The organism is Rhodococcus sp. P-2 (assembly GCF_016598535.1).
In the GTDB taxonomy this organism is placed as follows: Bacteria; Actinomycetota; Actinomycetes; order Mycobacteriales; family Mycobacteriaceae; genus Rhodococcus_F; species Rhodococcus_F baikonurensis.
Genome location: NZ_CP066779.1, coordinates 3,415,737 through 3,441,620, shown reverse-complemented (window position 1 = coordinate 3,441,620; position 25,884 = coordinate 3,415,737). Strand labels below are relative to the sequence as shown.

The window sequence follows — 25,884 nt, the reverse complement described above, 5'->3', positions numbered from 1 at the left end:
TCGTCAGCTCCTTTCGAAGTATTCATGAATTTGGCGTACGGCCATCGCTCCTTCGCCGACGGCGGATGCCACTCGTTTCACCGAACCTCGGCGGATGTCGCCCGCCGCGAACAGGCCGGGCAGGCTGGTTTCGAGCGTCCTGGACAGGCCGCCGTTGATTGGCAGGCTGCCGTCTGCTCGTGCGTGGATCGCGTCCACACCGGTGAGGACGAAGCCGTGGTCGTCGAGTGCGATCGCGTCGGCAAGCCACCCGGTGTGCGGTACCGCCCCGATGAAGACGAACAGGGCGCGCACCCGAATCGTGTCCTGGTCGCCGGTACGATTGTCCTCGACCGCAATTGCTTCGAGGTATTTCTCGCCGTGGACCGCACGAATCTCGGTGTGCCGGTGCACGGTGACCCGCGGATGGTGTTCGATCTGGTCGACCAGGTATCGGGACATGCTCTTCCCGAGGTCATCGCCGCGGATGAGCAGGTGCACCTGTGAGACATGCTCGGCGAGGAAGACGGCGGCCTGGCCGGCGGAGTTGCCGCCACCGACGATGGCTATCGGGTCGGTGCCGCATATCCGTGCTTCCTGATGCGTTGCGGCGTAGTACACGCTTGTTCCTTCCAGCGCCTCGATCCCCTGAACGGCCAACTTGCGGTACCGCGCCCCGGCGGCGAGCACAACGGCCCGGGCGTGCACCGACCCGTCGTCCGCCAGTCGGAGCACATGGTTCCCGGCCTCGGATCCCAAACCGGTCACTTCTGCCGACACCAGGATGCGGGCGCCGAACTTCCCGGCCTGGAGCACGGCTCGCTCGGCCAATTCGGAGCCGGAGACCCCGGCGGGGAATCCCAGATAATTCTCGATCCGGGATGAGGTACTGGCTTGGCCGCCCGCAGCGATCTGCTCCAACGTCACCGTGTTCAACCCGTCCGAGGCGCCGTACACCGATGCGGCCAGGCCGGCCGGTCCGGCACCCACGACGACGAGGTTGTAGACGTCCTTGGCTGCGTCCGCGACGGGTGCCGGGACAGGAAGCCCGACGACGCGTGCGAGTTCCGCATTCGTCGGATTGCGCAGCACCTTCTCGCCGTGCCAGATCACGACGGGTGTGTCCTCGGGTGCGACGTTCAGGCTGCGTAGCAGCTGCTCCACTCGTTCGTCCTGTTCCAAGTCGAACCACTTGTGGGGCAGACGGTTTCGCATCGCGAACTCACGAAGTCGCAACGTATCCGGGGAGAAGCAGGAGCCGATGATCCGGAATCCGGAGCCGAGCCCGATCAGCAAGTGCCGACGCACAAGGTAGGCGCGCAGGATCAAATCGCTGAGCACGGGATCGTGGGCAATCAGCTCGCGTACCTGCTCGGCCGGGACGACGAGTACCTCGCCGTCCTCGATCGCTTCGGCGGTGAAAAACGCCACCTGCCCTTCCAGGAGTCCGAGCTCGCCCAGGAAACGCCCAGGACCGTGCACGCGCAGTATCCGGCGCTCGCCGTCCGCGTCGCCTTCGTCGACGACTGCGATCTTTCCGGAAAGGACGACGACGAAATCGTTGTCAGGCGCGCCTTCTCGGATCAGCACCTCGCCGGCGTGAACCGGTCGACGCGAGCCACCGACCTCGAGCTTCGCGACCTGGTCGTCCGTCAGCCGCGGGAAGGCGCCCTCCTCGTCCGGGGTCTCGTCGTCGACCGGCGGGCTGTACCCGATGGGTGAGGCGCCCTCAGACGAAGTTCTGGTCGACATAACACCACCGCCAATCCTCGCCGGGCTCCATCGACTGGACGATCGGATGCCCGATGGCGTGAGCGTGAGCACTCGCGTGCCTGCCCGGCGAAGAGTCGCAGCAACCGACGTGTCCGCACGTCAGGCACAGCCTCAGATGCACCCACGGGGTGCCGAGGCGAAGACATTCCTCGCAGCCCTGCGGGGTACGCGGCACCACGGCCCGGATCGCGGTTACATGTGGGTCCGCATGGACAGGACTCATGACTTCGCCTCCTCGCCGGCATTTTCCGATAGCGCCTGATCGAGCCACGTGCGCAGCTGGGGGACCGGAGCTGCGCCCGACTGGCGAGCGAGAACCTCACCCCGGTCCATCACCAGCAGAGTCGGCACGGCGCGGACGGTGAATCGTTCAGCTGTCCGGGGTGCAGCATCGACGTCGACCTTGACCAGCTTGATCTGGCCGACGTGTTCTCTGGCGAGCTGCTCGAGCGCGGGGCTGACCATGCGACACGGGCCGCACGACGTCGCCCACAGATCCACGAGCACAGGCACCGAGGATTTTTCGACGATCTCCGCGAAGTCACCGTCTCCCGCCGCGGCGATCCAGGGCAGCGGCTCGTGGCAGTTGCCGCAGCGAGGTTTTCCTTCCCCTGCTGCCGGGATGTTGTTGGTCTTGCCGCAGTTCGGGCACTTCACCTTTTCGGATCCCATGACCAGTTACCTCTTCTCAGGCCGCCGCGAAGGCGGGTTCGGCATACGCGACGGCAAGCTCGCCGCCGTCCACCGTGACGCTGATGGTGCCGTCCGGTTTGATCTCGCCGCGCAACAGTGCACGGCCGATCTTGGTTTCGACCTCGTGTGCGATGTATCGGCGCAGCGGCCGCGCACCGTAGACAGGGTCGAACCCGTGTTCGGCGATCAGTCGGCGTGCCTCCGGTGTGATTTCCAGGTGTATCTGTCTCTCCGACAACCTGTTTCGAAGGTCGGTGAGTTGCAGTTCCACTATGTGCTCGATCTGGGGCAGGGTGAGTGGGGAGAACAGCACGATGTCGTCGACCCGGTTGAGGAATTCGGGGCGGAAATGCCCGCGCAGTTCCGCCATCACCCGTTCCCTGGCGTCCGGCTTGATTTCGCCGTCGGCTGTGACCCCGTCGAGGAGATGCTGGGATCCGATGTTGGAGGTCATGATGATCACCGTGTTCCGGAAATCGACTTGCCTCCCTTGAGAATCGGTGATCCGGCCGTCGTCGAGCACCTGCAGCAGGGTATTGAAGACGTCGGCGTGGGCCTTCTCGATCTCGTCGAAGAGCACCACGGAGTACGGCTTACGCCGCACCGCCTCGGTGAGCTGGCCACCTTCGTCGTACCCGACGTATCCGGGAGGTGCACCGATGAGCCGACTCACCGTGTGCCGTTCCTGGTACTCGCTCATATCGAGGCGCACCATGTTGTCTTCACTGTCGAATAGGGCGCTGGCCAATGTCTTTGCAAGCTCGGTCTTTCCGACGCCTGTCGGGCCCAGGAAAATGAACGAACCGATCGGTCGACGAGGATCACGGATACCGGACCTCGCGCGGATCACAGCGTCCGCGACCAGTTGCACCGCCTCGTCCTGACCGACGACCCGCTCGTGCAGGATCTCGTCGAGCTTCAACAACTTCTCCCGCTCACCTTCTTGCAGCCGGGCGACCGGGATACCCGTCCATGCGGCCACGATCTCTGCGATCTCGTCTTCGGTGACCACTTCACGCAGCAACGGATTTCGGCCTTGTCTGGTGGCCAGTTGCTCCTCCGCCGCCTCGAGCCGGCGTTCGAGCTCGGTGATCTCGCCGTATCGCAACTCGGCTGCCCGATTGAGGTCGTAGTTGCGTTCGGCGGCCTCGGCCTCGACGCGCAACCGTTCCAAATCTCCTCGCAGTTCTTGCACCCGCCGGATCGCCTGCCGCTCCGCCTCCCATTGAGCGTGCCGGGCGTCTGCCTCGGCCCGCAGGTCGGCCAGCTCCTTGCGCAATTCTTCGAGGCGCGCCTTGCTGGCCGCGTCCGTTTCCTTGGACAGTGCGGCCTCTTCGATCTCCAGGCGGGTCACCTTCCGGGTGAGCTCGTCGAGTTCGGCAGGCATCGAATCGATTTCGGTGCGGAGCCGAGCGCATGCCTCGTCTACGAGATCGATCGCCTTGTCTGGAAGGAAGCGGTCGGTGATGTATCGGTGCGAGAGGGTCACGGCGGCCACCAATGCACCGTCCTGAATTTTCACGCCATGGAACACCTCGAGGCGTTCTCGAAGTCCGCGCAGAATCGAGATCGCATCCTCGGCACTGGGCTCGTCGACGAGAACGGTCTGGAATCGACGCTCCAGTGCCGCATCGGATTCGATGTGCTTGCGATACTCGTCGAGAGTGGTGGCACCGATCATGTGCAGTTCGCCGCGTGCGAGCATCGGTTTGAGCATGTTGCCGGCGTCGAGAGACCCCTCGCCGCCGACCGAGCCCGCTCCGACCACGGTATGCAACTCGTCGACGAACAACAGGATGCGCCCCTCGGCAGCCTTCACCTCGGACAGCACGGCCTGCAGTCGCTCCTCGAACTCGCCGCGGTACTTCGCACCGGCCACCAGTGAACCCATGTCGAGCGAGAAGATCGTTTTGTCGCGTAGGCCCTCGGGCACGTCGCCGCGGACGATCCGCTGGGCGAGACCCTCGACAATCGCAGTCTTACCTACACCGGGGTCGCCGATCAGCACCGGGTTGTTCTTCGTTTTCCGGCTCAAGATCTGAGTTACCCTGCGTATCTCGGCATCCCGGCCGATGACCGGATCGAGTTTGCCTGCCCGCCCCTCGGAGACGAGGTCGCGCCCGTACTTCTCCAATGCCTCGTACGCCCCCTCCGGGGTTGCCGACGTGACACGCTGATTGCCGCGCACCTTCGTCAGCGCTGTGAGGAAGGCGTCCCGTGTGACCCCATGACTGGCGAGGACCCGCCCGGCCGCGCTGGCCGATCCTTCCTCGGAGAGGGCCATCACAAGATGCTCCACCGACACGTAGGAATCCTTGAGTCTCTTCGCCTCCCGCTCTGCGGCATCGAGCAGCTTGGCCAGACGCTGGGTGATCATCACCTGACCGGGGGTCGCGCCGGGGCCGCTGACCTTCGGCCTACGCGACAGTTCACGATCCAGATCGGATCGCAGTGCGTCGACGTTCGCGCCGGCCTGTTCGAGCAGTCGGGGCACCAACCCATCCTGCTGATCGACCAATGCGAGCAGCAGGTGCTCTCCGTCGACTTCGGTGTGGCCCATTCTGGTCGCAACATTCTGGGCTTCCTGCAAGGCTTCTCGTGACTTTTCGGTCAAGCTGCCGGTGTCCATGAGGATGTCCTCCTTCTGCGGGCCGCTGTTTCGAGTCTTTCGATTCGATCCAGCAGATCGAGCACGAGCCCGATTGCCGAGTAGTTGAGGCCCAGACCCGTCCGCAGTCGTTGGATGCGTGCGGCGTGGGTCACTTCGGATGGGTCGAACGACATCTCTCCGCCGGCGTAGCGGTGGGCGTCGAGCAGTCCGAGAGCCACGAGTTTTCGTGCCAGATCCGGGTGTAGGCCAGTACGTTCGGCGAAGGCGTCCGGCGACAATCCGGTACGGCGAACCAATACGTACTGAGTGATCGGCGTTGAGGTGCTCATGTCTCTTTCCTCGGATTGAAGTTCGATTCGGCGCCCAACTGCTCGAACAGTTCGCGTTCACGTGCTGTCGGTTTCGGCGGAACCATCACCTTGATTTCGGCGTAGAGGTTGCCGTTGGCACCGCGCGGATTGGGCATTCCCTCTCCGCGCAGGCGCAGCTTCCTACCAGTCGAAGAGCCAGGCACCACTTTGACTTTCGCCTCTCCACCCGGTGTGGGAACGACGACTGTCGACCCGAGAACCGCCTCCCATGGCGATACGGGCAGATCGACGTAGATGTCCCGACCCTGCACGCGGAACCGTGAATGCGGTTTGATCCGCACCACGAGGTACAGATCCCCAGGCGGCGCGTCACCGTTGCCTCGGCCTCCTTGCCCGGCCAACCGGATTCGCTGGCCGTCCAGGACGCCGGCTGGAATGTCGACGTCATACTGCCGTCCGTCCAGTCTGAGAGTGCGTTTTCCGCCCTGATAGGCCTCTTCCAGAGCCAGTTCCAGTTCGGCCTCCTGATCGGCGCCGGGAATCGGTCCGAACCCACCGCCTCCGCCGAACATCTGCCCGAAGAGGTCTTCGAAGTCGACGGCACCCTCACCACCGACACCGTGGCCGAAGTGCACCCTTCTCCCGCCACCGCCGTACCCGGCGGCGTTTGCCCGCACCCGTTCGTCGTAATCCTCGGGTACATGCCGGAAGTCGTCACCGAATCGGTCATAGCGTTTCCGGGTGTCCGGGTCGGACAACACTTGATAGGCCTCGTTGACCTCCTTGAACCTGTCCTCCGCAGTGGGATCCTTGTTCACATCGGGGTGGTACTTGCGGGCCAGCTTCCGGTATGCCTGCTGAATCTCGTCGGTGCCGGCGCCCTTCGGTACCCCGAGTACTTCGTAGTAGTCACGGGCCATCGGTGCTCACCCCTCTGGGCGGCTGACGACCACCGCGGCGGGCCGCAACTGTCGTCCGTCCTCTCCATAACCCGGGCGCAAGACCTCGACCACGGTCCCGGACGGAAGGTCGGGTCGGGTTACCACACTGACCACTTCGTGGAGTTCCGGGGAGAACGGCACACTGACCTCGTCGTGGCGCTCGAAGCCGAGTCGTGAGAGCACCTGTACCGCCTGGTCCCGGATCGCCTTCACACCTTCGACGACGGCCTGCGGATCGCTGCCTGCGTGTGCAAGCGCAAGCTCCAAGTTGTCCAGTATCGGCAGCCACGCCGACGAAACCTTCGCTACTTCCGCGGCGCGTTCACGGTCCAGATCTTTGGCGTATCGCTTGCGCAGGTTGTCCAGATCTGCGACGGCCCTGCGCCAACGGTCCTCGAGTTGAGACAGCTCGTCTGCTGTCTCGGCGCGATCGGACTCGGTCTTGCTTTGATCCGTGTCGGCGCTGTTGGTAGTCGGCTCAGTCGTCGAATGATCTGCAGACATTTCCATCGTGCGCCTCAGCTTCGATCGAATTCGGCGTCGATCACGTCGCCGTCATCCGACGACGCAGCATCAGCGCCGCCTGCTTGGCCGTCGTCCGACTGGTCCGGCACAAGTCCGTAGAGCAGCTGTTGCAGCTCCGAGGTGAGTGGCTGAACCTCCGCGGGTGAAGCGCCGTCCTGCACGGCCTTTCGGGCGTCGGCAACCAGCATCTCGGCCCGCGCCTTCTCATGCGGCGGGGCACTGTCACCGAGTTCGGCGAGTCGCCGCTCCACTTGATACGCAACCGAATCGAGCCCGTTGCGCGCGTCGACCGCCTTGCGCAGCGCCTCGTCCTCACCCCGGTTCCGTTCGGCCTCCGCCAACATGCGCTCGACCTCACCCTGATCAAGGTTGCCCTGTTCACTGATCGTGATGCTCTGTTCCTTGCCGGTATCCTTGTCGCGAGCGGTGACGTTCAGGATGCCGTTGGCGTCGATGTCGAAAATGACTTCCACCTGGGCCTCGCCACGTGGCGCGGGGCGGATGTCTTCCAGCCGGAACCGGCCCAGCACCCGGTTGTCGGCCGCACGTTCGCGTTCGCCCTGCAACACCACGACGTCCACGGCGGACTGATTGTCTTCCGCCGTGGAGAACACTTCGCTGCGCCGTGCCGGGATCGTCGTGTTCCGCTCGATGATCTTCGTCATCACCCCGCCCTGCGTCTCGACGCCGAGGGACAGTGGGGTGACATCGAGTAACAACACATCGGAAACCTCGCCTTTGAGCACGCCTGCCTGGACTGCGGCTCCGAGGGCAACGACCTCGTCCGGGTTGACGCCCATGTGGGGGTCCTTGCCGCCGGTCAGCCGGCGAACCAGCGCCTGTACAGCCGGAATACGTGTCGAACCGCCGACCAGTATCACTTCGTCGATGTCGTTGGCGGCGACCTTGGCGTCACTCATGGCCTGCTTCACCGGGCCGAGGCACCGTTCCACCAGATCGGCAGTCAAATCATCGAACTTCGATCGCATGATCGTAGTGGTGAGATGTTTGGGACCATTCGCGTCAGCGGTGACGAAAGGCAGGTTTACCTGGGCCTGGGTCACCGAGGACAGCTCAACCTTTGCCTTCTCCGCGGCTTCGAACAGTCGTTGCAACGCCTGCGCATCCTTACGCAGATCGATGTTCTCCGCGCGCTGGAATTCGTCGGCGAGGTAGTCCACCACGCGTCGATCGAAGTCGTCGCCGCCCAAGTGGGAGTCGCCGGCCGTGGAACGAACCTCGACTACCCCCTCTCCGACGTCCAGCAGGCTCACATCGAAGGTTCCGCCGCCGAGGTCGAAGACCAGTACGGTTTCGTGGGTCTGTTTGTCCATGCCGTACGCGAGTGCCGCAGCGGTCGGTTCGTTGATAATCCGCAAAACCTCGAGGCCTGCGATACGGCCGGCGTCCTTGGTGGCGTTTCGTTGCGCGTCGTTGAAGTAGGCAGGAACGGTGATGACCGCTTCCTTCACCTTCTCACCGAGGAACTTGCTCGCGTCGTCGACGAGCTTGCGCAGCACGAGAGCGCTGATCTCCTCTGGTGCGTATTTCTTGCCGCGCACGTCGAAGCGGGCCTCACCGTTGTCACCCGGTACGACGTCGAAGCTGACCGCTTTGGCTTCCTCGGAGATCTCGTCGTAGTGACGTCCGATGAAGCGTTTCGCCGAGTAGATCGTGCCCTTCGGATTCAAGATCGCCTGCCGTCGGGCAAGCTGGCCCACCAGACGCTCACCGTTCTCGGTGAACGCCACCACCGAAGGCGTCGTCCGTGCTCCCTCCACATTGGAGATCACCACCGGCTCGCCGCCTTGCCAGCTTGCGATGACCGAGTTGGTTGTGCCCAAGTCGATGCCTACAGCAGTTGTCATGACTCATTCCTTTCGATCGGCCCGGCCGTTGAGCAAGTGCGATTCCGCCCGCAACTTCGCTCGATGTCGGCAAGGACTTCGTAGTTCCCTGGTTTTGGCGAGTGGATTGGGTGAAGTCACGGAGACCGAGCAGGGCACCGATAACGGCGCCCGACACCAATCCGTGGATGGCGGGCGTGAGGCTCGCGAGCGGCCGAGGGTAAGGGTTTCCGCCACTGAGCTTTGACATCACGCCCCTCAGCGTTGATGTTGTGGGGTTCGCCGGGCCTGTGTGTACTGACAGGGCCCGACCGCCGGTCAACCGGTTGAGCTCACGAACCACCCAGCCATGATGAGTCTTTTCGTCCACCTAAAGGGCGTCAACAACATTCGCCTGATGGGCGGGGCGCAACGGGGCAGTGGCGACCACACCTGCCCTTGATCGAAGATGCCCGCCGCAACCCGATCGAAGCGGCCATCGCATGAAACTCCGAGTATCGGCTTCGACACGAAAACTCGAGTGTCGGCCGCTACTGCGGTACGTCCACACTACCGCGGCGCATGCATAAGGAGAACTCCCTTTGCGAAAGATCTTCACAGTCAGTGAACAGCAGCTCCGTTGAACCCGGACGAGATTCATTGTGGTTCTATCGAATCTCCTTGTGACAGAAAGGAAATGTGCCACTACTGGTCGGTTCCAATTGGTTGCGAGTAGGCGGCGTACACCCGCGTGCTGCACAGTTCAACGTCCCGTTCTGTGGCTGGTCAACAGACCGTCAGGTGGGAGCTATTGCAATTCAACATGTTTCGGCCATCGTCACTACGGGACTTACGTGGGTTCTCGTCTATTCCGGTGCTACATCCTTTGGCAGGATTTCGATCGAGGGGTCGGTTTGCTCTCGCCCCGTGGTGGCGCAGGTGTGCCAGGTCTGGCCGTGGTTGTGTTCGTCTCGGCTCGGAGCCGCCTCAGGGATGCAGTACGACTTTGGTCCAGCCGTCGTCGTGAGCGTCGAAGTGCTGGTAGCCGGATTCGGTTTCGCCGAGCGGGCTTGGCCGGCGTCAATTCACCTGACGCGCGGGTGAAACAGAGGACCTCATCGGCTTGCTGTAAAGCGACGACGGAATGCTCGACGTTGCCCTGTCGATGCGTTCTCTGACCTGACGACGCAGTCCACCGCTCACAGCGCCGCCTCGGCCGCCTCGGCGACGGTCTTGTCCTGCTCCCCGGTGCCGCCGCTGACGCCGACAGCGCCCACGACCTGGCCGTTGTGCCGCAGAGGCACACCGCCTGTGAAGATCATGATGTGTCCGCCGTTGGAGGCGTGTATCCCGTAGAACTGCTCGCCCGGGCCCGCGTTGGCCGCGAGGTCCTCGGTCGAGACGTCTAATGCCCGCGCGGTGAACGCCTTGTTGATCGAGATGTCGATGCTGGCGATCCAGGCACCGTCCATTCGCACGTGAGCCACGAGGTTGCCGCCGGCATCGACCACCGCAATGTTCGACGGCGACTCGATCTCGGTGGCTTTGGCCTGTCCTGCGGCGATGACCCGCTGCGCATCGTCGAGGGACACCGAGGTCTGGTTCACGGTCATGACGCACCTGCCCCGAGCTTCGCGAACTGCTCGACGATGGCCTGACGGAACGCAGGAAGGTCGTCGGGCGAGCGGCTCGAGATCAGGTTCCCGTCGATCGCGACCTGTTCGTCTACGACTTCTACTCCTCCGGCCCCGTCGGCAGTCACTATCGCTATCTGCTTGCCCTGCAGCGGCATTGGCATCGTTGTGCTCCTCTCGGTTCTGGCCGTGTCAGGGATGCAGGACGACTTTGGTCCAGCCGTCGTCGCGAGCGTCGAAGTGCTGGTAGCCGGATTCGGCTTCGGCGAGCGGGAGTTCGTGGGAGATGATCCAGGAGGGCTTTGCCCGGTCTTCGTGGATGAGGTCGCGCAGTTGCCGGTTGTAGTGTTTGACGTTCGCTTGTCCGGTGCCGATCTTCTGGCCCTTGAACCAGAATTTGCCCATGTCGAAGGCGATCTTGCCGTTGCGCTCGAGTTCGTCGGGGCCGTTCTGGTCCTGGGGCAGGAAGATGCCGACCACCCCGATGTGGCCGGTGAAGCGCACCGAATCCACGAGCCGGTTCATCGTCATGGCGGCGTCCTCGTGGCCTTGCGGGTCGTGTGCCTGATAGCCGACGCACTCGCACCCCTTGTCTGCGCCTTTCCCGTTGGTCTGCTCGAGGATCTGCTCGACGGGGTCGCCCTTCGAGTCGTCGATGGGTACGACGCCGATCTCTTCGGCCAGGCGCAGCCGGTCGGGGTGACGGTCGACGATCATCACCTTGCTCGCTCCCTGGATCATCGCCGAATACGCGGCCATCAAACCGACTGGGCCAGCGCCGTAGACCACCATCGAATCACCGGGTTGCATGTCGGCCAGGCGGGTGCAATGCCATCCGGTCGGGAAGATGTCCGAGAGCATCACGTAATCGGTTTCCTTGTCTTGGGCGTCTTCGGGCAGTCGCAGACAGTTGAAGTCGCCGAACGGCACCCGCAGATATTCCGCCTGTCCACCCCAGAACGGACCCATCCCGGCGAAACCGAATGCTGCACCGGCCATCTTCGGATCTGGGTGCACCGTCAGACAGAATGCGGTCAACCCTTCCTCGCAGTTTCGGCAGAAGCCGCAGCCGATGTTGAACGGCAAACACACTCGATCCCCTGGCGATACTTTGACCACTGCATTGCCGACTTCGGCGACGATGCCCAAGTTTTCGTGACCGAGGACCATTCCCGGCTCGAGATCGGTGCGACCCTCGTACATGTGTAGATCCGACCCACAGATGTTGGTGCTCGTGATCTTCACCAGCACATCGGTCGGCTGCTCAATCCTCGCATCGGGCACATCCTTCACATGAACCTCACGAGGCCCGTCGTACACAAGCGCTTTCATGGCGACACTCCCTTAGCTACGGCTTTTCCGGTTGATCTCGTCCGGTCACAGGTGATTACGCGTGAGCGACCGACCCAATGAATCGTGAGGTTCGGGGCAGGCCCACGGCGCACGGAACTCAAGGCCCTGCCAAATCAATGGCACACCAACATTTTTTCCGTCGCGGCCCGCAGCTGTGGCTGCATTCCAGGCGTCGCATTACCTCACCATGGAGTCTCCTCTTTCGGCTCCACGATCGCTAGGGGGTCGGGATCGGTTTCCTCGATCGGTGGGTTTGGCTACCTTCCATTCACCGACGGATGGTGTGATGCTTGACAGTGTTCACCACTTCGAAGAGGAGAACCGAAATGGCCACCAAGGCGCTGCTGGTCCGACTTGAAGCCAAGCCCGGCAAGGAAGAAGCGGTCGAGAAATTCCTCCGATCGGCATTGCCGCTCGTCGAGCAGGAGCCCGGCACGAAACCCTGGTTCGCGGTGCGGTTCGGGCCCTCGTCGTTCGGCATCATCGACGCATTCCCCGACCAGGCCGCTCGCGAGGCACATCTCAATGGTCCGGTCGGCAAGGCTCTCGGCGAACGTGCCGACGAACTCTTCGCTGCGCCACCCGAAATCAGCCAGCTCGACGTTCTCGCTGAAAAAATCTGAACGACCGACTGAAAAAGCCCAGTCGGCGGCCGTCACACTTCTGCTTCGAATATAGTTGTGCCACAGCCACACCCGATTCACGAGAGCCTTGCCGGTGTGCGCGGCTGTGGCGTACGGTCCGTCGCTCATTCGACCGAGGTATCGGTAGAACACGAGAAGTGTACTCAGTCGAGTCAACTCGGTACGTGCGTAAGAAAGCACTTCAAACTCGTTTTATTACAGTGTGTTTCGAGTTTGAACTGACTTGACTGGAAGTGAAGTAGGACTTCTCGTTGCTGCTGGGACAGTTCTGGGCCATGGAAAAGGTCATCTTTCCGCGGAATTTCAGCGACAATTGTGGCGGGAAGACTCGAAAGTCGCAGTCCGATAATACAAATAGGCTCGGAATCTACATGCGCGGTCCGAGAGTGTCTCCACAAGTTCGGTGATCACGCCCGCCGGATCAGAAATGCTCAGTTGGTGCCCCGCCGTGCGCCTTTGCATTTATAGTCGCTTGGGCTTGCGTGCCACTGCCCTCGTCCACGCTTCGCGGCGCGGCCGACACGATCGCTTTATTGGTGAAACGCGTGCGTTGTGAGCCCGGCGTGATCTTGACGGAGTTGGTGCTCGAAGTCGGAGCAATGTCACTTCCCGATCTGGAGTCGGCAGTTGATCGGGAGGAGGAGTTGTCGAGGGGGTTCGACGATGCGCTCGATGATGTGCGCGCTGCCAATCGTTCCCTCGACCGGCGGTGACTCTGATGACGGATCTTGCTGTTCTTACGGACGCTGTACCGAGGTGACTGACCACTCGGGGCAGTAACTCCGTCGTGCAGCAGAGGCGACCTACACACGCGGATGATGTGACGGGCGAGGGTTACCGAGCCGCGATCGGCAACTCGGCTGTATGGAAATCGCGAAGATCTGGGTCGGATTCTTCCCTCGGCCGGTTCGGTGATCGATTCTGAGTGAACCTGATTCTTTCGTGGTCTCGGAAAGGAAGCTCCGCCGTGGGTTCGATTGTTCTCACCCTTGTCCTCGTCCTCTCCTTCCTCGTGCTCGCTTTGCTTCTGCGGTACGCCAATGCCGGACAGTCTGCCCGCCTCGGCGCTCCGAACGTCCGTCCGGTCCCGGGAGGCGGCCGGTTAGGTGCTCGACCGCGGGTGCTGCGGTGACGGCATGGCATGTGATGGCGATCTGTCGCGCATTCAGCGCCCGATTGGCTACCAGGCGTGTGGGTTCGAGCCCACCTTCGGCAGGGCGATCAAATGGTGATGCCAACCGTTGCCGCAGCCGGCGGCCTTCACGGCCGCACTTGGCGGACACGCCAGATTCTAATACTGGCATGAACCCGTAGGAAGTCGCCTGGTTAACCGTCAGTGGCGTTGCAAGAGCGAAGCTTTGAGATACGTCTCCTGGCTTCGGATCTGGTTTCAGTGATCCGAGGTTCTCGAGTGAGAGAGGAGTTCCCGATGATATCCGCAGTGCGCTCGGCGCAGTCCGGGAAAGAGGTTGCCGCCGAACCGAGTTGTTGGCAGAAGTACGCCGCGTGCGGTGGGGTCGAAGCGGCGGTGTTCTTTTCGCCGGAAGGCGAGCGTGGCAATGCCCGATCCCGCCGGGAACTGCTGGCGCGGCGGATATGTCAGACCTGTCCTGTGCTCGGTCAGTGCCGCGAGTACGCCCTCGGTGCGGGTGAGCTGTATGGAACGTGGGGTGGCATGAGCGAAGCTGACCGAAGGCGGCACGCCCAGTGACGAAGTCGCGACGAGCGCGGGGCGGCAGATCATGCAGTCCGAGGATGCGATCAGATGTCGGGTGAGCCGGTGCCGCTGTCGGTTTACCGTATGGCGAGCGGCGATCTCGTCAAGGAGTACCGCTCGTTGTATCGCCGGTGTGATCGCCTGACTCCGCGTGAGAAAGCACGGTTCTATTTCGTGAACGAGGAAATGAGGGCACGGGGGCTCGGGCATGGCATTCCAACTCCGGATACGCACGAGGGTATCGATGCCTGGGACGGGGAGATCTGAGATCTGATCGCGATCTTTCCCGAACAATTGCTGTACGGAGAGCGCAGTCCGTGCGAAAGACCGTCCCATACGGTGTCAGATCGCCGGTTCAGGGCGGGGGAACAGTCGTGAGAGAACATCGGAGAGGGTGATGATGCCGACCGTCGTTCGTTCGTCGGTGACCACGGCCAGGTGATTGCGACTTTCCCGCATCGACGCGAGCGCGAGGTGGACGGGGGTATCGGACGCAAGGGTGAATGCCGGTCGCATGATGGATTCGGCGTGGGTGTGGTCGGGTTGGAGCAGGGTGTCGCGGACGTGCACGATCCCAAGGGGAACACCGTTGTCGCGAACGAGGATTCGTAGGTGTCCCGATTGTTTCGAGATCGCCCGCACCTGGTCCATGGTCGCGGAGCTGGTTACGGAGGTCGGAGCTTTGCTGCTCCGAAGCAGATCGCGGACGGTCAAGGTCTGCATGTCGAGGGCGCCGGAAAGTTGCGCGGAGTATCCGGCGTCGAGGGCTCCGACGTTGGTGGAGTGTTCGACCAGGTGCCGCAAGGCGTCGGGGTCCTGGCCGCTGCCGACGTGATCGACCGGTTGCACACCGACTTTGACGAGGAACCAGTTGGCCATCGAGTTCAGCGATTGCAGTAGAGGTCGGGTGAGCCACATGAATCCGCGCATCGGGATGGCGAGCAGTGTGGCTGATTTCTCGGGGTGGGCGATCGCCCAGGATTTCGGTGCCATTTCGCCGACGACCAGATGCAGGAAAGTCACGATGATCAATGCGAGAACGAAACCGGCGACGTCCGCGATCCAGAGCGGCATGCCCCAACTCGAGAAGGCAGGGGTAAGCCAGTGATGGACAGCGGGTTTGGTGATTGCACCGAGCGCGAGGGTACATACGGTGATGCCGAGTTGGGAGCCGGCGAGGAGCACGGTCAGTTCGGAGGCGCTGCGTAGAGCGGCTCGGGCGGAGCGGCTGTTGGGGGCGGCATCTTCGAGGCGGTGCCGTTTGGCGGAGATGAGGGCGAATTCGACGGCGACGAAGAAGGCACTCAGGGCTATGAGAGCGACGGTGACGGCGATGACGATCCAGGGGTTGCTCATCGGTTCTCCTCCGCGGTTTCAGTCCCGGCCACTGCGGTTGGGTCGAGGCGTAGTCGTAGTGAGGCGGGGACGTGCCGCTCGACGGACAGGACATCGATGACCAGTGAATATCGAGGTTGTTCATCGTCGGAAATCAGGTCGGCAGGATCAGGTGGCAGTTCGACGCGGATCCGGGCTCCCTCGGGTGGGAGCTCGCCGTGATGGGCGATGGTGAAGCCGGCGATCGTCTCGTAGTCACCACCCGGGAGGTCGTGTCCGATGGTGCGTTCGACCTCGTCGAGGTGCACGCCACCGTTGACGGTCCAGGATCCGTCTTCGCCGGGGAGTTCGAGTGGGAGGTCAGGGTCGTGTTCGTCGGTGATTTCGCCGACGAGTTCTTCGGCGATGTCTTCGAGGGTGATGACACCGGCGAAGCCGCCGTATTCGTCTATGACGCAGGCAAGTTGGTTTCTGCTGTCGGTGAGTTCGGACAAGGCTTTCGGCAAGGGAAGTGTGGTCGGGAGGATCAGGGCGGGGCGGGTGAGTGTGCGCGCGGTCAGATCAGTGGTCGGCGTCAGGTCGAGAACATCTTGGAGGTGGATGACACTGACTATGTCCTCGGAATCTGCCCCCACGACGGGATATCTGGAGTGCCCTCGCCCCATGAGGGTGAGGATGTGGTCGAGGGAGTCGTCGGCGTGGACGGTGTCGACATGGGTGCGAGGGATCATCGCATGCTCCACTGGGCGCGTGGGGAAATCGAGAATGCGATCGAGCATCGTCGACAATTCGGGCGGCAGAGTCCCGGTTTCGCGGGACTCGGCGACGATGTGCTCGAGGTCGCGGGCAGAGGCGGAGTGCTCGACGTCGTGCACCGGCTCGATCTTGAGTGCGCGGAGCAGCAGGTTCGATGCTTGGTCGAAGATCCAGATCAGCCAGCCGAAGAGTTTCAGGTAGAGGGTGGTCGAGCGGGCCAGCCACCGGGCCACAGGTTCGGGACGTGCGATGGCGAGGTTCTTCGGGAACAGCTCACCGAAGAGCATCTGGACCAGGGTCGAGAACAGCAGCGCCAGCACGGCACCGATGCCCAACCCCATGGCGGTGGGGATGCCGATGCCGCCGAAGATCGTTCCCAGCGACTGACCGATGAGAGGTTCGGCAACGTAACCGACCAGCAGACCGGTGACGGTGATGCCCAGTTGAGCTCCGGAGAGCATGAACGAGGTGCGGCGGGTCACCGCAAGGGCCCGCTTTGCACCAGAATCGCCCGTCTGGGCGAGAGAATTGAGCCGAGATCGGTCCACGGCCATGTAGGCGAACTCCTGGGCAACGAAGTAGCCGGTGACTGCGGTGATCAGCAGAACGACCAGGACGCCCAGCAGGAGTGTCAGGGCGATCATCATGAGCCGGACACCTCGCCATCACATGCGGTGATGTAGTGGGGTGTGTCCGGCCTGGGTCTGTGACTGTCCATTGGTCTCTCTGTCGATGCGGAAGAAGCCTTGTTCTTTAATCTACGTTTACCTTGCCGGGAAAGTTCCCATCGCCATGCGGTTTCCCCGAAAAGTCGCGGCGAACGAATGAAGTACCTGACCCAGGCAGGCGGATAGCGACCCTCGCGATCCTCAGGTGCGGGTGGGTGGGCCGAATCGCAATCCGCGGAGCAGTCGGCGGTAGGAGAAGCGGTCGTCCCAAACGCGCAGCCGGCCGTTTGCGAATGTGTAGTGGCCGTCTACGTCGAGGTGCATGGCAAACCATCCGATGCGGATGATCTCTCTTCGCCGGGAGGACACCGTGTCGTGGTCGGTGGTCATCGTGAGCACTTCCACGACCTCGTACCTGGTGATCAGGCGAGAGACGATCGTGAGCGCCCGTTCGACGCGTTTGCTTCCACGCACGCTGGGCAGGCCGGTGTTGCGCCATTCGATGTCGGGATCGACGAGTGCGCGCACGGCATCGGCGTCCATTTCCTCCAGTGCGATCAGCAGGTCCACCACCCGCGATGTCAGTTGATCGTCGTTCAACAGGTACTCCGGTCGTCTGGAATTGTGTTTTCTCATCGGTGGATTCATGTGGTGACCGTCAGGCAGGGACTGTTGCTCCGCGAAACGCACAGGAGCATCTTGCCCTCGGCGCGCTCGGCTGGGCTCAACGAGTTGTCGCGGTGATCGACATCGCCGTCGATGACGTGGACCATGCAGGTGCCGCAGAAGCCCTGACGACATGAATAGGGGGCTTTCGGGTTCACACGCAGCACCGCGTCCAGTGCGGTCTGATCAGCGGCGACATCGATGACCTGACCGGTGCGAGCCAGTTGGATCCGGAAGGGACGTCCATCGACGACCGGTGTGGCGGAGAAGCGTTCGGCGTGCACTTCCACACCGGGTTGGTTGCGTGCACCTGCGGTGATCAGGTCCATCATCGGGACCGGACCGCAACAGTAGATTGCATCACCGCTGCGGACGTTCGGCGGGAGAAGATCGGTCGCGGTGGGTAGGCCGTATTCGTCGTCGGTGCGGATGGTGACCCGATCACCGAACGGTGACAATTCCGCGAGGAACGGTAGCGTGCGTCGCTCGCGACCGACGTACACCAGCGACCAATCCAGGCCCATGCGCTCTGCCTCGCGGATCATCGGGAGTATCGGGGTGATGCCGATACCGCCCGCCACGAAGTGAACGCGCTTCGCGCGCTTGGTTCGCCCGGGTTCGACGAACCCGAACGCGTTGCGTGGGCCACGAACGCCGACGACGGCACCGACTGGCAACTCGTCGTGCACCTCGTTCGATCCGCCGCCACCATCAGGGATGCGGCGTACCGCAATCCGGTAACAGCGGCGATCGGCAGGATCGCCGCACAGTGAGTACTGACGTATGCGTCCTGAGGGCAGGTACAGGTCGAGGTGAGCCCCGGGGTGCCACCGTTCGAGGTCGATGCCGTCAGGTGCCCGCAGTTCGATGCTGACCACGGCGTTGTCGCTGGCCACCGTCGTGCGTTCCGACACCGTGAGCGTTGTCTTGTACTCGTCGGTCCGGTTTTTCGGTGGCTTGTCGCGATGAATCAAGACCGCCCACTTCACCTGCGTGGAGACCAGGACATCCAGAATGCGCAGAATCGAGTCGCGGTGCGTGCCGCGTCGTAGGTCGACCGGGATCTCGCGGGGGGCCGGCCACCGCTGTGTGAGTTCGGGCGCGTTGGGTGTCATGTGTTGACCCGCTTGGCCGCTGGCGATTGCGCGACGTAGGCGAGGGCCTGGGCTGTGGACCCCACACTGTCGGGGTGAAATCCGGGCACGAACGTCGACGCACCGCTCCAGAACCATTTCGATACACCAGGCACCAGTCCGCGGCGTCCGGCGCGGACGAATTCCAGGAGCAATCGCGGATAACCGATGTTCGGCGTGTTGGGGTCGTTGCGGCTCAGATACATCGCGGCACGGAGCAACCACCCTAAAAAGATCGGCCACGTGATGAGCATGGAGATACAGCGGCGAAAGTAGCCGACTCCGAAGTACGTGGCGACCTCCTGCGCCACGGCACGATGCTCGACCTCTTCGGCCCCATGCCACCGGTAGAGGTCAAGCATCTGCGGATCTGCGCCGAATTTCTCCAAGTCCGCGTTCAGTGCCCAGTCGCCTACGAACGCGAACATATGCTCCGAGGACGCGCAAATCCCGAGACGCTCGATCAGACGCTGCCGGGTGGACCGCGGATCGGTGTCGTCGCCGACGCCCAAAGTCTTACGGAAGAAGTACTGCATCTGGCGGTTGAACGGGGCCGGGTCGATTCCGTGCCGTCTGAACACCTGATTCATGACCTCGTCATGCGCCTCTGCGTGCAGCAATTCTTGACCCATGAAACCGAGCATGTCCTCGCGGAGCTTCTCGTCGTGCACGTCCGGGAGAGCCTGCTCGAAGGCCTGGATCATCATCCGCTCGCCCTCGGGGATGACGAGGTTCATCGAACCGAGGAGGTATGAGGCGATCGGCTCATTCGGCAACCACACCAAAGGCGCTTTCTCCCAGTCGAAGTCGACTCGCCGTGGACGGATCGCAACCCGGCCGGGCGGCGCGATCGGACGCTGTGTCAGTCCCCTCAAGATCCCCATGGCCACTCCTCGCTCATTTATAAGTACGCGACAGTACTTATAAATGAGCATGGCGATCTACCCGAGGCTTGTCAACACCGGACTACGAACCGTCGGACGAGAGATCCAGTACCCGTTCGAGGAAGGACATGATCGGCGCATGAAGATTCATGTACGAATTGGACCCGTCGACCACCTGGCGGTAGAACAACTCGTTGCATCCGCCGATCGCCGCGAGAAACACTTCACGCCCCGGGGCTTCTGAAGATCTGGACGCGTAGCCGACGAGCAATTCGTCGGCGAGCAGTTCCAGGTACTCGTTGCGCTTCGCAACCCCTGCCGGACCGGCCACAGGTAGGTCCACCACCCAAGCGCGGACGAACTCGGGTTCGGACGAACACGTCTCGAGGTACTTCTTGATGACAGCCGAAAGCTGTTCGTGTGGAGATAAATTGGTGGTCGAGCTTTGTGTGGAGGTGATGTTGGAGACGATCGTCTCGATGCCGGCGTCGATCGCTGCGATCAAGCAGGCTTCTTTGCTCTCGAACTGCTTGTAGAAAGCTTGGCGAGATACCCTGGCGCGGCCGACGACATCGGCGATCGTGGTCGAGGCGATCCCCTTCTCCGCAGTCGACGAGATCACGGCGCGCAGAATGCGATTGCGTTGTGCGTCTTGGACCTCGTCCGCCGTGAGGCGGCCACGGCCACGCGGCAACCCGGGGAGGTCACGATCGAACGATCCAGCCAGCCTGCGCATACCGAAATCGTAGCCCGCCTGGCGCCATCGGTTCTCTCGCTCACCACGTCTGTGGACCAACCGCCATGCGAGTGGACCGATGTCGAGTGGAATTGCCCCCGTGGTGCTCTGAGGCAATCTCCCATCGCGACACGGTTGCGTCCAGTTCGTCGTTTCTCCGTGGTGGGGCTGCTCCCTGTGACGAGTCCAGCCGTGGTGCGGCGGAGGGCATCGAAAAGCCTCCTGCATCGACGAAGGCCGTTCGCTGTATTGCATGGTCGTGGAGTGTTGCCTCGTGGAGTGTGAGCACGGGTGTGACACAAGCGTTCAGGCCGTCGAAGACGTCGACCCAGGCATCGCGATCGTGTGTGGCGAAGGTTCTGCCGAAGTGTTCGGACAAGTCGTCCCAGTTCGATTGGTCCCAGCGATTCGGCAACGAGGCGGGATCCAATCCGAGTCCGAACACGAAGCGGTCGTAGTACACGTCTTCGAGGGCCCCTACCGCCATGTACCTGTGGTCTGCGCATTCGTACGCGCGGTAGAACGGGGCAGATCCGTCGAGGAGGTTGGTTCCACGACGGGCTGACCAGCGGCCGGCATGCTGCCACGATCGGACGAGCGCAGTCAACGAACTGGCGCCGTCGACCATCGCTGTATCCACCACCTGGCCTCGGCCAGTGCGTTCTCTTTCGTGCAGCGCGGCAAGTACCCCTACGAGCAGGAACATTGATCCACCGCCGAAGTTCCCGACGTAGTTAAGTGGCGGTGACGGCGGCCCGGAAGCCGGTCCGAGCTGTTCGAGCGCGCCCGAAAGCGCAAGGTAGTTCAGGTCGTGCCCGGCTTCTCGGGCCATCGGTCCTTTCTGGCCCCAGCCACTCATTCGGCCGTAGATCAGCCCCGGATTGTCCTGCAGGCAGATCTCGGAGCCCAGGCCGAGCTTCTCCATCGTGCCGGGCCGAGAGCCCTCCATCAGGACGTCCGCTCGGCTGATCAGCCTGCGCACCTTGGCGAGATCCTCGGTCTTGGCCAGATCTGCAGTGATTTCGGTCCGCCCTCGGAGCATCCCCGCATTCGCATCGTCGATTCCGTCATCTGCTCCCATCGAGATGGGGCGCACGATGCGCACGACATCGGCGCCAAGATCTGCCAACATCAGACCGGCGTGCAGTAGCGGCCCTATGGCCTCCATTTCAATGACCCGGATACCCGACAGCGGCCCGCCGTGCACTCCGCCAGTGGCTTCGTCCTGCATGATCACCCTCGTGCGGTCGGAGTCGGGACCGACTCGGAGCGTGCCGGCTCGGTACGAAAATCTGCCGGGTCGACTCGGTAGGTCATGGCCCAGTAGTCGTTGATCCGCCACGGAAGGACCGACACGACGCGACCGTCCGGGTTTCGGTACCAGTTCTCCATTGCCGGATGGGTCCAGACCATCTGTGCGTGCTGTCGGTCGACGGCCTCGTTGTATCGATCGTTGACCTCGGTCCGGCACTCCATCGCGCCGAGGTTTTCCGATTGCATCAACTTCAATGCATCCATGATGTAGCGGACCTGACATTCCAGGATCGTGATGAAGCTCCCCCCGTGTCCCAGGCCGGTGTTCGGTCCGGTCATGACGAAGAAATTGGGGAAGTCAGGAACTGTGATCCCCAGGTAGGCGCGCGCGTCGTGCTCGCCCCAGATTTCTCCGGTGGACCGGCCGGATCGACCGACGATGTCCATCGGGTAAAGAACGCGCACACTGTGGAAACCCGTCGCCATGACAATGACATCCAGCTGGTGCTCGACGCCGTTCGTGTCGACGAGTCCAGAAGGTGTCAGGGCGTCGACTCCGTGGGGCACCAGTGTGACGTCGGGCTTACGAAGCATCGTGAACCAGCCGTTGTCCAGCAGCATCCGCTTACCAAAGGGCGGATAGTCAGGAAGAGATGCCTCGCTCAGATCTGTTCGATCACCCAGCTGATCGCGGAGATAGCGTTCGTAGAACTTGCGATGACCATGGTTGGTCGCATTGATCGAGGCGCTCGGCTCGGGCCAGGTGGGGTCGACCTGGAGGGACGGGTACACCTTGTCGTTGAAGATCCACGACAGACGCGCCCGGTACCACTCGCGATACCCGGGGATGTTGTCCATCAGCCAATGGACGCCGTCGTCGATGGTCGTGAAGTAGTCGTCGTTCGGTGCGATCCACTGTGGTGAGCGCTGGAAGATCGTCAGCGATCCGACACGATCCGCGATGGCCGGGCCGATCTGCATAGCACTGGCTCCGGTACCGACGATGCCCACTCGCTTCCCACGGAGCGACTCGGGATCGTCGAGCTCGCTCGGCCACTCGGCGGAGTGGAAGAGGCGACCACGGAAGGTCTCGATTCCCGGAAGGCGCGGGATCTTCGGACGATTGAGCAGACCGACCGCGCTGATCAGGATGGGAGCCTCGAGGGTCTCCGGCGCCTCGCCTGGTCGCCGGACGGTCACACGCCAACTCTGACTCGACTCCTGGAACTCGGCGCGCGTCACCTCATGACGGAAGCGGACATTGCGCCGGATGTCGTTGGCCTCCGCAAAGTCCTCGAGATATCCCTGAACCTCGTCGCGCTTGCCGAAGTGGGTCGACCAGTTACGAGGGAACGACGAGATCGAGTAAAGGTGGCTCGGTGTATCAACTCCGGCGCCCGGATAGCGGTTCTCCCACCATGATCCGCCGACGTCGTCGTTCTTCTCCAGGATCACGTGAGGGATCCCAGCGCGGCTGAGCTCGACGGAGGCCAGCATCCCCGCGATGCCGGCGCCGATCACGATGGCGTGGAGTCGCTCGTCGCACTTGGCGGAGGCAGGCTTGATCTGCGGACCATTGACTATCTCCGCCATCATCGGCGCGAAGTCCGGCGGTACGGTCTCGCTGCAGGTGAAGTTGAGGATTCGCTCTACTTCCGAGCTGTCCAGCGTCCGCCGGGACGGCTCGTCCAGCGTCCACCAGCGTTCCACTGCGTCGATCAACGCGCTCCGGATTTCGGACTGAACCTCCTCCGGAAGTCCTCCCGTGGAATTGTCATCCATGCCCCGACTGCGCGTGGGTTGATAGCGGGGTGCCACCCACCGCTCATCGGCGGTCAGCTCCAGCAACACGGCGAGCATGGTCGGAACATTGCCCCGTAACACCGCCGAACGCAGGTGGTCACGGTCCAGGTCAGTGACGATAGTCATGCCATGCAGGCTAACAGTCGTTAGTGACACAACCAAGTGCGATCTTAATATTCCGATTATTGCTTGAAAAATTCGCTTGACCCGCGAGGATGCCGATGACAGTATGAGCCACATCATACTAACCGCGGTAAGCATTCAGGAAGTTGAGGAACCATGGATCTGTCGACAAGTGTCGAATCGGATGCCACTGATATGCGACGGAGTTCAGGTCCGCTTGTCCGATCCCTCACAGCGACCCAGTCGTCACCGCTAGGGCGAGACGTTAGGCGACCAGCTACGCCGCCACTCGCAGAGTCGATACTCGAAGCCGGCGATCGTGTCGTATGCCCCAGGTGGTCGACGCACCGTGACCACCTACGGTGCGCTCAATCAGGATGCCAACCGGGCATCCCACATGTTCCTCGGACTCGGTGTTTCCCGCGGTGACCGGGTCGCCGTGATGGCCCGCAATCGCGTGGAGTCGATAGTCGCCTACTACGGTGCTCTCAAAATAGGGGCGGTGTACTCCGGCATCAATGTCCTTTTCGGACCTAACGAAGTGGCTCAACAGATCGGGCACCTCGAGCCCGCGGTTGTGGTCGTGGCCGCGGAATTCCTGCCGGTACTGGAAGAAGCGCTGGCGGGACTCGGTACCCGCCCCGAAATCGTTGTTCTCGACAGCACGGACGAGTTCGGCGGCCACTGCTTCGATCAACTCCTCGAGTCCTCGTCGCCGACAGAGCCGGATTGTGATGTGGACGAGCACGATCTCGCAATGATCGTGTACACCAGTGGAACCGAGGCGGCTCCGAAGGGCGTCATGCTGCCGCATCGCAACTACCTGGTCTCCACCGCACCCGCGTACACATGGGGACTGCGATGCCTGGACGATGACGTCTGGCTCTACGTCATGCCATTCCACACTATTGCCGGAATCGGCTCCCTGACCTCGCTCCTGCTATTGGGAGCGACGCTCGTGCTCCCGGCCAGCCTCGCGCCTGCCGACGCTTTGCACATGATCAAAACGGAGCAGATCACCGTCCTGGCTCAAACCCCGACCTTCTTCATCTCGCTCGCAGATCATCCTGACTTCGGTCCTGAGACTGTCGGGACCATCCAGCGCTGCCTGACCTACGGAGGTCAGGTCTCGCCGCGAACGGTGGACGCATGGCACCACGCGGCGCCCGCATCGGTGTGGGGCACCTACTGGGGTCAGTCCGAGTTGACGCAGTTGGGCTCCGTCGGCTGGTTCAAGCGACTCGAGGACATTCCCGATCAGGATCCGACCTGGATCGGCAAGCCTGTAGGCCATCTCGAGGTCAAGGTGGTCGATGCCGACGGAAATGAAGCAGAGCGAGGTGAACTCCTCTGTCGCACGCCGTCGGTGATGCTGGGTTACTACAAGGATCCCGAGAAGACCGCCGCTGTCCTCGACGGTGGTTGGGTCCACACCGGCGACATCGTACGTCGCGATTCGGAGGGCAACATGTTCTTTCTCGATCGCAGCAAGGACATGATCAAGACGGGCGGCTACAACGTGTCCTCGCAGGAGGTCGAGCGAGTACTACAAGCCCACCCCGAGGTGTCGCGCGCCGCCGTCGTGGGACTTCTGGACGATTACTGGTCCGAGGCGGTCACCGGCTTCGTCATCGTCGTAGACGGCAGCGATCTCACCGGCCAGGAGTTGCGAGACCACTGCAAGGCCGTGCTCGCAGGCTATAAGGTTCCAAAGGCGATCACGATTGTGGACGAGCTGCCCACGGACCCTCAGGGGAAGCTGCTCAAGAGAGAACTACGTCGCCTGTATGCAAAGGACTGAAACGCTGAACATCGATCCTGCCAGCAGCGCGACACCCGGATCCGGTCGACCACGGCTTGAAGGTCTTCCAAGCAGACGTGACGACATACTGGCCGCGGCGGCCGAATACTTCGCTGATCAGGGCTACCACTCGGCCGGTATGCGTGGCATCGCAGATTCGGTGGGAATCAAGGGCGCGAGCCTCTACAACCACTTCACCTCGAAAGAAGAGATCCTCTACGCGATCGCGCTCAAGATGACCCGGGACCCGGTCGATGAGCATCTACTCGTCCTCGACGAACCTGGAACACCGGCCGAGCGTCTCACCTCGCTGATCGATGTTCATCTGCGGCATCTAGCGATGAACAGGGTCGAGCATCTGGTCAGCCTACGAGAGATCTCGGCGCTTACCGACGAACACCGTATGAGGGTGCTCGAGTACCGCAAGTACTACCAGAGGCGTGTGCGCGATGTGATTGCTGCCGGGGTCCGCGCCGGAGAGTTCGAAATCGCCGACCCACAACGTGCGGCTGTTGCGGTGCTCGACCTCATGAATGGTGTGAGCTGGTGGCTTCGAGACGACCACGATATCGAGGCGCTGGTGGCAACCTACGTGGATTACATCGTCGTCGGAATTCTCCGTCACCGTCCCGGAACGCAGAGTGGTAACGGCGGTACGCCCAGCTGACGGTGACGGCCGTTCAGCTCGAAAACAGGTGATCCCCCTCCACCCGACGTG

The 25,884-nt window shown here is 62.4% G+C and carries 24 protein-coding genes and 2 pseudogenes; 7 read left to right on the top strand and 19 right to left on the bottom strand.

The features are described 5' to 3' along the window. Positions 1 to 3: 3 nt before the first annotated feature. The 11 genes and pseudogenes from I7X09_RS16425 to I7X09_RS16375 form a co-directional block, all read right to left on the bottom strand. Positions 4 to 1,731, bottom strand: coding sequence for an FAD-dependent oxidoreductase (locus tag I7X09_RS16425; RefSeq protein WP_200313024.1), 1,728 nt, complete (start codon positions 1,729 to 1,731; stop codon positions 4 to 6). Further along, positions 1,709 to 1,975, bottom strand: a complete 267-nt coding sequence (locus tag I7X09_RS16420) for a UBP-type zinc finger domain-containing protein (RefSeq protein WP_007735548.1) — start codon at positions 1,973 to 1,975, stop codon at positions 1,709 to 1,711. Before I7X09_RS16420 ends, I7X09_RS16425 begins: the two co-directional genes overlap by 23 nt. Further along, positions 1,972 to 2,424: a thioredoxin gene (gene trxA / locus I7X09_RS16415; RefSeq protein WP_200313023.1), complete on the bottom strand. Its 453-nt coding sequence runs from the start codon at positions 2,422 to 2,424 to the stop codon at positions 1,972 to 1,974. The genes I7X09_RS16420 and trxA overlap by 4 nt, the downstream gene beginning before the upstream one ends. Before the next feature lie 16 nt (positions 2,425 to 2,440). Beyond that, the gene (gene clpB / locus I7X09_RS16410) at positions 2,441 to 5,074 is read right to left on the bottom strand and encodes an ATP-dependent chaperone ClpB (protein WP_095971680.1); all 2,634 of its coding nucleotides are present in this window, start codon (positions 5,072 to 5,074) and stop codon (positions 2,441 to 2,443) included. Continuing rightward, positions 5,056 to 5,385: a chaperone modulator CbpM gene (locus tag I7X09_RS16405; protein WP_020971358.1), complete on the bottom strand. Its 330-nt coding sequence runs from the start codon at positions 5,383 to 5,385 to the stop codon at positions 5,056 to 5,058. The genes clpB and I7X09_RS16405 overlap by 19 nt, the downstream gene beginning before the upstream one ends. Beyond that, complete coding sequence (locus I7X09_RS16400) at positions 5,382 to 6,287, bottom strand: DnaJ C-terminal domain-containing protein (RefSeq protein WP_058227787.1); 906 nt, start codon at positions 6,285 to 6,287, stop codon at positions 5,382 to 5,384. The genes I7X09_RS16405 and I7X09_RS16400 overlap by 4 nt, the downstream gene beginning before the upstream one ends. Before the next feature lie 6 nt (positions 6,288 to 6,293). Next, positions 6,294 to 6,818 carry a nucleotide exchange factor GrpE gene (locus I7X09_RS16395; protein WP_200313022.1) on the bottom strand — a complete coding sequence of 175 codons (525 nt, stop codon included), beginning with the start codon at positions 6,816 to 6,818 and terminating at the stop codon, positions 6,294 to 6,296. Positions 6,819 to 6,826: 8 nt separating this feature from the next. Further along, a complete protein-coding gene (dnaK, locus tag I7X09_RS16390) occupies positions 6,827 to 8,701 on the bottom strand; it encodes a molecular chaperone DnaK (RefSeq protein ID WP_095971682.1) in 1,875 nt (624 codons plus the stop codon). 1,157 nt (positions 8,702 to 9,858) lie between these two features. Then, a complete protein-coding gene (locus I7X09_RS16385) occupies positions 9,859 to 10,272 on the bottom strand; it encodes a GlcG/HbpS family heme-binding protein (protein ID WP_200313021.1) in 414 nt (137 codons plus the stop codon). Beyond that, a pseudogene (locus I7X09_RS16380) lies at positions 10,269 to 10,400 on the bottom strand (DJ-1/PfpI family protein); the annotation flags it as partial. The gene I7X09_RS16385 and the pseudogene I7X09_RS16380, both read right to left, overlap by 4 nt. 85 nt (positions 10,401 to 10,485) lie before the next feature. Next, positions 10,486 to 11,625, bottom strand: a complete 1,140-nt coding sequence (locus I7X09_RS16375) for a glutathione-independent formaldehyde dehydrogenase (protein ID WP_200313020.1) — start codon at positions 11,623 to 11,625, stop codon at positions 10,486 to 10,488. Between the two features lie 347 nt (positions 11,626 to 11,972). On the opposite strand from I7X09_RS16375, the gene I7X09_RS16370 reads away from it, so the two are divergent. From I7X09_RS16370 to I7X09_RS16350, 5 genes are all read left to right on the top strand, one after another. Continuing rightward, positions 11,973 to 12,269: a putative quinol monooxygenase gene (locus I7X09_RS16370; RefSeq protein ID WP_200313019.1), complete on the top strand. Its 297-nt coding sequence runs from the start codon at positions 11,973 to 11,975 to the stop codon at positions 12,267 to 12,269. Positions 12,270 to 12,772: 503 nt separating this feature from the next. Further along, entirely contained in the window at positions 12,773 to 13,003 is a 231-nt protein-coding gene (locus I7X09_RS16365; RefSeq protein ID WP_143538672.1) for a hypothetical protein, read from the top strand. A gap of 254 nt (positions 13,004 to 13,257) precedes the next feature. After that, positions 13,258 to 13,422 (top strand): hypothetical protein, encoded by a 165-nt coding sequence (locus tag I7X09_RS16360; RefSeq protein WP_166810005.1) that lies wholly within the window; start codon positions 13,258 to 13,260, stop codon positions 13,420 to 13,422. Positions 13,423 to 13,719: 297 nt separating this feature from the next. After that, the gene (locus tag I7X09_RS16355) at positions 13,720 to 14,001 is read left to right on the top strand and encodes a WhiB family transcriptional regulator (protein WP_095971778.1); all 282 of its coding nucleotides are present in this window, start codon (positions 13,720 to 13,722) and stop codon (positions 13,999 to 14,001) included. 54 nt (positions 14,002 to 14,055) lie between these two features. Continuing rightward, positions 14,056 to 14,274 carry a hypothetical protein gene (locus tag I7X09_RS16350; protein WP_095971685.1) on the top strand — a complete coding sequence of 73 codons (219 nt, stop codon included), beginning with the start codon at positions 14,056 to 14,058 and terminating at the stop codon, positions 14,272 to 14,274. Positions 14,275 to 14,349: 75 nt separating this feature from the next. Here I7X09_RS16350 and I7X09_RS16345 read toward each other — a convergent pair whose 3' ends face one another. The 8 genes from I7X09_RS16345 to I7X09_RS16310 form a co-directional block, all read right to left on the bottom strand. Further along, positions 14,350 to 15,363: a hemolysin family protein gene (locus I7X09_RS16345; protein ID WP_095971686.1), complete on the bottom strand. Its 1,014-nt coding sequence runs from the start codon at positions 15,361 to 15,363 to the stop codon at positions 14,350 to 14,352. After that, complete coding sequence (locus I7X09_RS16340) at positions 15,360 to 16,745, bottom strand: hemolysin family protein (RefSeq protein ID WP_200313018.1); 1,386 nt, start codon at positions 16,743 to 16,745, stop codon at positions 15,360 to 15,362. Before I7X09_RS16340 ends, I7X09_RS16345 begins: the two co-directional genes overlap by 4 nt. 222 nt (positions 16,746 to 16,967) lie before the next feature. Further along, entirely contained in the window at positions 16,968 to 17,366 is a 399-nt protein-coding gene (locus tag I7X09_RS16335; protein ID WP_234036601.1) for a limonene-1,2-epoxide hydrolase family protein, read from the bottom strand. A 44-nt stretch (positions 17,367 to 17,410) separates the two neighbouring features. Further along, positions 17,411 to 18,547 (bottom strand): PDR/VanB family oxidoreductase, encoded by a 1,137-nt coding sequence (locus I7X09_RS16330; protein ID WP_200313016.1) that lies wholly within the window; start codon positions 18,545 to 18,547, stop codon positions 17,411 to 17,413. Continuing rightward, on the bottom strand, positions 18,544 to 19,449 hold the full coding sequence (locus I7X09_RS16325; protein WP_200313015.1) for a metal-dependent hydrolase: 906 nt from the start codon (positions 19,447 to 19,449) through the stop codon (positions 18,544 to 18,546). Before I7X09_RS16325 ends, I7X09_RS16330 begins: the two co-directional genes overlap by 4 nt. Before the next feature lie 82 nt (positions 19,450 to 19,531). After that, the gene (locus I7X09_RS16320) at positions 19,532 to 20,185 is read right to left on the bottom strand and encodes a TetR/AcrR family transcriptional regulator (RefSeq protein WP_200313014.1); all 654 of its coding nucleotides are present in this window, start codon (positions 20,183 to 20,185) and stop codon (positions 19,532 to 19,534) included. Positions 20,186 to 20,225: 40 nt separating this feature from the next. Beyond that, positions 20,226 to 21,416 carry a CaiB/BaiF CoA transferase family protein gene (locus I7X09_RS16315; protein ID WP_200313013.1) on the bottom strand — a complete coding sequence of 397 codons (1,191 nt, stop codon included), beginning with the start codon at positions 21,414 to 21,416 and terminating at the stop codon, positions 20,226 to 20,228. A 2-nt stretch (positions 21,417 to 21,418) separates the two neighbouring features. Next, positions 21,419 to 23,368: a flavin-containing monooxygenase gene (locus tag I7X09_RS16310; protein ID WP_200313012.1), complete on the bottom strand. Its 1,950-nt coding sequence runs from the start codon at positions 23,366 to 23,368 to the stop codon at positions 21,419 to 21,421. Between the two features lie 192 nt (positions 23,369 to 23,560). On the opposite strand from I7X09_RS16310, the pseudogene I7X09_RS16305 reads away from it, so the two are divergent. Both I7X09_RS16305 and I7X09_RS16300 read left to right on the top strand, forming a co-directional pair. Beyond that, positions 23,561 to 25,166: pseudogene (locus I7X09_RS16305) on the top strand (class I adenylate-forming enzyme family protein). Then, a complete protein-coding gene (locus tag I7X09_RS16300; protein ID WP_069145298.1) occupies positions 25,153 to 25,833 on the top strand; it encodes a TetR/AcrR family transcriptional regulator in 681 nt (226 codons plus the stop codon). Before I7X09_RS16305 ends, I7X09_RS16300 begins: the two are co-directional and overlap by 14 nt. Positions 25,834 to 25,884: the final 51 nt, after the last annotated feature.